9 protein-coding genes and 1 tRNA gene are annotated in these 7,319 nt (G+C 44.7%); all 10 read right to left on the bottom strand.

The annotated features are described in order from the left end of the window. Positions 1–72: 72 nt before the first annotated feature. The 10 genes from QZV86_RS03985 to QZV86_RS03940 all read right to left on the bottom strand — a co-directional run bounded on the left by QZV86_RS03985 (position 73) and on the right by QZV86_RS03940 (position 7,311). A tRNA-Val gene (locus tag QZV86_RS03985) sits at positions 73–148 on the bottom strand. A 15-nt stretch (positions 149–163) separates the two neighbouring features. Next, positions 164–436 carry an HU family DNA-binding protein gene (locus tag QZV86_RS03980; RefSeq protein WP_013648000.1) on the bottom strand — a complete coding sequence of 91 codons (273 nt, stop codon included), beginning with the start codon at positions 434–436 and terminating at the stop codon, positions 164–166. Between the two features lie 237 nt (positions 437–673). After that, positions 674–1,666 carry an NAD(P)H-dependent glycerol-3-phosphate dehydrogenase gene (locus QZV86_RS03975; protein ID WP_295624255.1) on the bottom strand — a complete coding sequence of 331 codons (993 nt, stop codon included), beginning with the start codon at positions 1,664–1,666 and terminating at the stop codon, positions 674–676. After that, positions 1,663–2,145 carry an SH3 domain-containing protein gene (locus QZV86_RS03970; protein WP_295624253.1) on the bottom strand — a complete coding sequence of 161 codons (483 nt, stop codon included), beginning with the start codon at positions 2,143–2,145 and terminating at the stop codon, positions 1,663–1,665. Before QZV86_RS03970 ends, QZV86_RS03975 begins: the two co-directional genes overlap by 4 nt. A gap of 37 nt (positions 2,146–2,182) precedes the next feature. Further along, positions 2,183–2,620, bottom strand: a complete 438-nt coding sequence (secB, locus tag QZV86_RS03965; protein WP_295624251.1) for a protein-export chaperone SecB — start codon at positions 2,618–2,620, stop codon at positions 2,183–2,185. Positions 2,621–2,691: 71 nt separating this feature from the next. Continuing rightward, the gene (gene grxC / locus QZV86_RS03960) at positions 2,692–2,949 is read right to left on the bottom strand and encodes a glutaredoxin 3 (protein ID WP_295624249.1); all 258 of its coding nucleotides are present in this window, start codon (positions 2,947–2,949) and stop codon (positions 2,692–2,694) included. Positions 2,950–2,957: 8 nt separating this feature from the next. Next, on the bottom strand, positions 2,958–3,392 hold the full coding sequence (locus QZV86_RS03955; protein ID WP_293005676.1) for a rhodanese-like domain-containing protein: 435 nt from the start codon (positions 3,390–3,392) through the stop codon (positions 2,958–2,960). Between the two features lie 131 nt (positions 3,393–3,523). Beyond that, positions 3,524–4,774 carry a glycolate oxidase subunit GlcF gene (gene glcF / locus QZV86_RS03950; RefSeq protein WP_295624239.1) on the bottom strand — a complete coding sequence of 417 codons (1,251 nt, stop codon included), beginning with the start codon at positions 4,772–4,774 and terminating at the stop codon, positions 3,524–3,526. After that, complete coding sequence (gene glcE, locus QZV86_RS03945) at positions 4,775–5,851, bottom strand: glycolate oxidase subunit GlcE (protein ID WP_295624238.1); 1,077 nt, start codon at positions 5,849–5,851, stop codon at positions 4,775–4,777. Between the two features lie 5 nt (positions 5,852–5,856). Beyond that, positions 5,857–7,311, bottom strand: a complete 1,455-nt coding sequence (locus QZV86_RS03940; RefSeq protein ID WP_295624237.1) for an FAD-linked oxidase C-terminal domain-containing protein — start codon at positions 7,309–7,311, stop codon at positions 5,857–5,859. Between the last annotated feature and the right edge of the window lie 8 nt (positions 7,312–7,319).

Below are 7,319 nucleotides of genomic sequence, written 5' to 3'. Positions count from 1 at the left end.
CCCGCGACCCCCGGCGTGACAGGCCGGTATTCTAACCAACTGAACTACCACTCCCAAACTGGCTATATTGATTGGTGGGTGCTGACGGGATCGAACCGCCGACATTCGCCTTGTAAGGGCGACGCTCTACCAGCTGAGCTAAGCACCCCAATCAGAAAGTGCGCTAGTTTACTGCATCTTTGAGTGCTTTACCAGCACTGAATTTAGGTACCTTAGCTGCTTTGATCTTAATGGCTGCACCGGTACGAGGATTACGGCCCGTGCGTGCAGCTCTTGTGCCTACTTTAAAAGTCCCAAATCCGACCAAAGTTACACTTTCATTCTTTTTAAGCGCTCCCTTTATTGCAGTTAATGCTCCATCCAATGCACTTCCTGCTGAGGCTTTGGAAATTTTAGCCGATTTCGCGATAGCTTCAATGAGTTCGGATTTGTTCATATAATTCCCCTTCTAAGTTAATGGTAATTAAATCACAAGAAAATACTGCAGTCGCACTTATATCAAGCCGTTAACGCCCGGTCAAGCAAATTAAGGCATCCCCGCAACATCATTAATTTGATTGATCAATGTTACAGAAAGCCACACACTTTACATTAAAATAATAAAAATACATACAAACAATGTGTTATATTCAAAAGATAGAAATCATTAACACCTCATCGAATCAATTTAATATCAATAAATTTCTGATTTCTGTTCACGATTTAACAACACTTCCACAGCACTTCGCGCTGGAACACCTTCATGTAAAATACTGCAAATTGCTTGTGTAATGGGCATTTCAATATTCAATCTCTTACCTAATTGCAGCACTGATAGCGCTGCATGCACACCTTCAGCTACATGTCCAAGCTCATTCAAAATATCGTGCAATGTTTTCCCTGCAGCTAACATCAATCCTACTCGCCTGTTCCGTGATAGATCGCCAGTACTTGTCAAAATCAAATCACCCACACCCGCCAATCCGATAAAAGTTTCCATCTTTCCGCCCAAGCTGAGCCCTAGCCTAGTTATTTCCATTAACCCTCGCGTGATTAATGCGGCACGTGCATTGTGGCCAAACCCAATACCATCAGAGATACCTGCCGCGATTGTAATTACATTCTTTATCGCGCCTCCGGTTTCCACACCGACAATATCTTCACTGGTATAGATTCTCAATCTTGGGCTATGCAATTCTGCCGATATTCTGCTTGAAAACTCAGGTTCGTTAGAGGCAAATGTCAAAGCTGTCGGCAATCCCTGTGCAACTTCTTCCGCAAAACTAGGGCCCGATAAAACTCCGCAATAAGAAAATTGAACACCATACTCTTCCTCAACAACTTGATGCGGTAGATAAGCAGTTCCTGCCTCTAAACCCTTACATCCCCAAATAAGCGGCACTCTGATATCGCTTGCAACGATAGTCCGTAAAGTTTCGCGTAAGCCTGCAATGGGAACAACAATCAAAGCAAGATCAACACCATCCAGTGCCTCAGTAAGTTGCGAAGTAATTTTTAGAGATTTAGGTAACAAATATCCTGGCAGGAAAGATTGATTAATGCGTCGATTATCCATATCAACTGCATGTTCTGGATCTTTCGTCCACAAATTTATTTGATGACGTGCAGAAAAACTAATTGCTAATGCGGAACCCCATGCACCTGCACCCAGTACTGCAATTTTCATGAACCCCAAACCTGACTGACTTTAACATAACCCATTGAACCGTCGCTATGTCGCACTTTTACCCACCCTTGAATTTCGGACTGCAACCACTCCATAACTATATTCTCTTCAGCTTGAAATACTAATTCTGAGTTAATATCTGCAGACAGGTAAACATCAGCTAATGGCACTGTCACAATAACATAGCGTTGCTGGCTCAAATCTTTCTTCTGAACCCAAGCAAGCCCCCCGCTACTATCACGAACTTTTGCCCATCCATCGACATCCACCACGACCTCAACTGGGAGATGGCGCCCTGCAACAAATAATTTATCAGCTTGTAGCGACGGCGCATCATACATAACAATGGCATTTTCAGCTATTGAGAAAAACTCCATCTCAGCCATCACATAATCTGGAAGTAAAAATAAAATACTCATCATCGCGGTCAGCATTTTAAACTTCAGTCTAGGCACAGGACTCCGCAATTTTCTTTTCATTGTAGGATAACTTCCAAGCTTCAAGATTTTTATCAATTTAATGTGTACTGGATTCCGCTTTTTTTTGCTGATAGATTGCTTCAAAATTTACCGGATTGAGAATTACCGGTGGGAAACCGGCTCTAGTCACAATATCCGATACCACCTCGCGCAAATAGGGGAAAAGAATATTAGGACACCCGATCCCCAAAACGGGATCTATTTCCTCATTCGGAATATTTTGAATACGAAAAATGCCGGCCTGTTGCGTCTCAATCAAAAACATTATCTTATCTTTAATCTTAGCGGTAACCGTTACCGTTAATTGCACTTCGTACAATCCTGCATCAATACTCTGATGTTTAGTTCCCAGTTGCAAATTAATCTCGGGCGTATCTCTTTCCAAGAAGATATTAGGTGCATTTGGAATCTCCAGAGATAAATCCTTCACATAAATTTTTTCTATAGCAAAAACTGGTTGCAGCTGCTCACTCATATATTAATATCCAGTAGTGAATAAAAGTTATAAATTACATTTAAATCGCAATAAAGACTCTAATCCTGCGATCAAGTTGCCAGCAATACTGCTAATTCCCCCTTACGATCAAGTTGTGTTAAATCATCATAACCTCCCACATACCGCTCTCCAATATAAATCTGAGGAACAGTACGGCGGCCGGTTTTATCCATCATCTCGACACGCTGGTCAGGCTCTAAGTCAATACGAATTTTCTCAATCTCCTCAACACCTCTTGAACGCAATAAGCTTTCGGCCATTTTACAATAAGGACAAAAACCTGATGTATACATAATTACTCTGGGCATATGACTCTCTAACGCTTGGCGATAGGTAAACCAGCACGCTTCCATGCATCAATGCCACCCATTAGATTAATTACCTGAGAAAAACCATTTTTCTTCAAAACCACGCTGGGATTATTCGATCGAATACCAGCCCGATATATTACAAGGATAGGTTTTTCCTTAAACTTCTGAAGTTCTGTCCAGCGCTCCGCAATTTTCTCAGCCGGAATATGTTTAGAATTTGGTAAATGACCTGCTGTATACTCACTATCATCACGGACATCCAGCACTAACGCGTCCTGGTAGTTGATTAATTGAACCGCGACTCGCGTATCGACCTCTTTTATGCCCCGCTGTGTAAGCATAGGCCACAACAACAGTGATCCACTGACTAATGCCGTAATAACAAAGAGCAAATTCTCCAATCTCAGCAGAAAATGGTCTTGAAATATTGATAATTCCATATAAATTTTATTCTAGTATTAAATAATGATTTTATCAGAAACTAAAAAACTACGGGGTTCCTTTAACCTCCTGCAAAGAGTAAATACTTTATCCTGATAATATTCTGATAAAGCAGACAAACACTGTAACTTCAAACTTTATGGCGAGTTATCCGCTCATCCAATAACTCAATCCAGTGTTTCACGGGTGTTGATGTACCGTTCTTCAGATGCATCAAACACCCAATATTCGCAGTAGCAACCTGATCCGGTTTTCCGGACTCAAGCGCAATGATTTTATTTTCTAAGAGCTGTTGCGAAAGTTCCGGCTGCAAAATTGAGTACGTACCTGCTGAACCACAACATAGATGCGCATTGGGAACAACGGTTAAATCAAAACCGGTAAGCATCAGTATTTGCTCCACTACACCACGAATTTTCATGCCATGCTGCAGAGTACAAGGAGAATGGAAAGACAATCTTGTCTGATTCAACTCTAATCGCGATTGGACCAATTGTTGCAGATTCTCGATTTCAACCAATAACACTTCACTAATATCTTTGGTCAGAGCTGAAATATTCTCCGCTTTTTCTGCATAATCCGGATCATGACTTAATAAGTGCCCATATTCTTTGACCGTTACACCACATCCACTCGCAGTCATCACAATCGCTTCGATTCCTTTTTGCTCCACCAAAGGCCACCAAGCATCTATATTGCACCGCATATAGTTAAGTCCATCCTGCTGGGCATTCAAATGAAAGGCAACTGCGCCACAACATCCCGCATTTCTAGCCTTGATCAATGATATGTCCAAGCTGTTTAGCACACGTGCAGTAGCGGCATTAATATTAGGCGCCAATGACGGTTGCACGCAACCGTCAAGAACCAGCATTTTGCGCGCATGCCGCTCTGCAGGCCACGCACCGGCAGGATCAGGCTTAACCGGAACTTTTCTTTTGAGTTTCTGCGGCAAGAATGGGCGTACGACCTGACCCACTTTGAAAAACGTATTGAATAGCGATGGATTAGGCAAAATTTTCCGCAGTGTATAACGCAAAACTTCTGGTCCAAGATTACGCTTTACCTGTTTCTCAACAATGCCTCGGCTGATATCCACTAAGGCACCGTAACGCACCCCTGATGGGCAAGTCGTTTCACAGGCACGGCATGTAAGGCATCGATCCAGATGCAATTGCGTTTTTTGCGTGACCGGCTGCCCTTCCAGCATCTGTTTCATCAGATAAATACGGCCGCGTGGACTATCCAGCTCATCACCCAGAATCTGATAAGTAGGGCAAGTCGCCAAACAAAAGCCGCAATGCACGCAACTACGCAAGATGGCATCCGCTTCCTGCCCTTGGGGTGAGTTTTTTATAAAATTAGCAAGCTTGGTTTGCATTTAAAACTCTGAATAAAGCCGGCCGGGATTAAAAATTCCCGATGGATCAAATTTTTCTTTCAGCAGACGATGAATTTCCATCATAGCCGGATCCAACGGATGAAACACAGCATTGCGAAACGCATTACTACGAAACAAGGTAGCATGACCGCCCGCATTTTTAGCTATTTTACGAATTATTTCCTGATCCACACTTGCATCGCAAAGCAACCACCGTAAGCCGCCACACCACTCCAGTAATTGTTTTCCGGGTAGCAATATAGGCGCTGCTGTTGATTTAATTGATAAACGCCATAGAAGCTTATCTGATTGAAAAAAATCATGCGATTGCTCGCGCACCGATTGCCAGAAGGCCTTACCTCCTGCCAACTCTTCGCCTCCCAATTTTATTTGTGCTGCGCGCACTGCTGATTCAGCACCAGATAGCCTGAGAAACAATACGCCATCAACATAACAAGTTGCTGAAATCGGCAGCGGCTTGCTAGCCCATTGATTCATTTTCTCGATCGCTGCAGCTTCATTCATAGGCATCTGCACCGTAATTTCAAATGACGGTTTTGGCAAGACCTTCAGCGAAACTTCCAGCAACACGCCTAAAGTACCCATGGCTCCCACCATCAACCGGGAAACATCATAACCCGCGACATTTTTCATTACTTGTCCGCCAAAACGCAAATCTCTACCTTTTCCGTCGAGCAATCGCGTACCCAACACAAAATCACGCGTCGCACCAGCAGCAACACGACGCGGACCTGATAAACCAGCCGCTATGCAACCACCCAAAGTCGCATCTGCACCAAAATGTGGCGGCTCGAATGCCAACATTTGCCCATGCTGCGCTAGCAAAGCATCCAGATCCGCTAAGCGTGTACCTGCGCGCGCTGTAATCACCAACTCAGTCGGTTCGTAATCAATAATGCCGTGATACGCCGTCGTATCTAGCAAGGTATCTTTTTGCCCGAATGAGGAATTACCATAAAAATGCTTGGTGCCGCCGCCGCGTATTTGCAATGAGGACTTATTCTCAGCCGCAGCACAAATGACTGCGCTATATTGATCAATAATAATTTGTTGCATAGATTTTAAAAGCGTGGCAATTCCGCAAATTTTTCCTCGCCCCGATGCACATGCATGGCGCCCAATTCCGCGCAACGATGTAAAGTAGGAACCGCTTTACCGGGATTCAGCAATCCCGTTGGATCAAATGCCGCCTTCACCGCATGAAACATTGCCAACTCACCTGCGCCGAATTGGATACACATCTGATTGATTTTTTCCATTCCCACGCCATGTTCTCCGGTAATCGTACCCCCTGCATGAATACACATCTCCAGTATCTTTCCACCAAATTCTTCGGTTCTTTCCAATTCACCAGGCTGATTGGCATCGTATAAAATCAAGGGGTGTAAGTTACCATCCCCGGCATGAAACACATTCATGCAGCGTAACCCATATTCCTGGGATAATTTCTCAATGCCGCGCAGCACGTCGGCCAATCGTTTACGCGGAATCGTTCCATCCATGCAGTAATAATCCCGCGAAACTCTACCAGCAGCAGGAAATGCCGCTTTCCGTCCGGCCCAAAACCTAAGGCGCTCTGCTTCATTGCACGAGGCGCTGATTTTGGTTGCTCCGCTTTGCTGCATGATGGTATAAATTTGCTGAATCTCATCTACCACTTCTTCATCGCTGCCATCGGATTCACACAACAAAATTGCCGCCGCATCCAAGTCATAACCCGCTTGTAAAAATTCTTCCACTGCATGGATAGTAATTTTATCCATCATTTCCATACCGGCGGGAATAATGCCTGCGGCGATGACATTCGCCACCGCATTACCTGCCTTGAGTACATCATCAAATGCTGCCATCACCAACTGTGCTTTCTCCGGCATTGGAATCAGTTTCACGGTAATTTCCGTGATTATACCCAGCATACCTTCGCTACCGGTCATTAACGCGAGCAAATCATACCCCGTACTATCCAAACTCTCGCCGCCTATTTCCAGACACTCACCGCCAATCGTCAAAACCCGCAATTTGACAATGTTGTGCACAGTTAGGCCATATTTCAAGCAATGCACACCCCCCGAATTCTCCGCAACGTTACCGCCGATCGAGCAAGCAATCTGCGATGAAGGATCGGGCGCATAATATAAGCCATACATCGCCACTGCCTCACTAATCGCCAGATTCCTGACTCCTGGCTGCACACGCGCCATACGCGCCAGTGGGTCAATCGCGACAATCTGATTCAGTTTGGCTAATGACAGCAAAACACCTTGCATATGCGGCAGTGCGCCTCCTGATAGACCAGTACCTGCACCACGCGCCACGACAGGAGTGCTCGTAGCATGGCAAAGCTGCAAAATTTTGATGATCTGCTCTTCCGTGTGCGGCAACACAACCACCAGCGGTAATTGCCGATACGCTGATAAGCCATCGCATTCATACGGCCTCAAATCTTCGGTTTCGTATAGCACCGCCTCATGCGGCAATATCGCACGCATTTTGTTAACAAGTTCTTGTAGAGCCATGCAGTTAG

Source organism: uncultured Nitrosomonas sp. (assembly GCF_902826915.1).
GTDB lineage: Bacteria > Pseudomonadota > Gammaproteobacteria > Burkholderiales > Nitrosomonadaceae > Nitrosomonas.
This window is presented reverse-complemented; position numbering and strand designations above follow the sequence as displayed.

Coding starts and splice junctions, on each gene's coding strand:
- QZV86_RS03980 (WP_013648000.1), bottom strand. CDS start 436: ATGAACAAATCCGAACTCATTGAAGCTATCGCGAAATCGGCTAAAATT.
- QZV86_RS03975 (WP_295624255.1), bottom strand. CDS start 1,666: ATGAAAATTGCAGTACTGGGTGCAGGTGCATGGGGTTCCGCATTAGCA.
- QZV86_RS03970 (WP_295624253.1), bottom strand. CDS start 2,145: ATGAAAAGAAAATTGCGGAGTCCTGTGCCTAGACTGAAGTTTAAAATG.
- secB (WP_295624251.1), bottom strand. CDS start 2,620: ATGAGTGAGCAGCTGCAACCAGTTTTTGCTATAGAAAAAATTTATGTG.
- grxC (WP_295624249.1), bottom strand. CDS start 2,949: ATGCCCAGAGTAATTATGTATACATCAGGTTTTTGTCCTTATTGTAAA.
- QZV86_RS03955 (WP_293005676.1), bottom strand. CDS start 3,392: ATGGAATTATCAATATTTCAAGACCATTTTCTGCTGAGATTGGAGAAT.
- glcF (WP_295624239.1), bottom strand. CDS start 4,774: ATGCAAACCAAGCTTGCTAATTTTATAAAAAACTCACCCCAAGGGCAG.
- glcE (WP_295624238.1), bottom strand. CDS start 5,851: ATGCAACAAATTATTATTGATCAATATAGCGCAGTCATTTGTGCTGCG.
- QZV86_RS03940 (WP_295624237.1), bottom strand. CDS start 7,311: ATGGCTCTACAAGAACTTGTTAACAAAATGCGTGCGATATTGCCGCAT.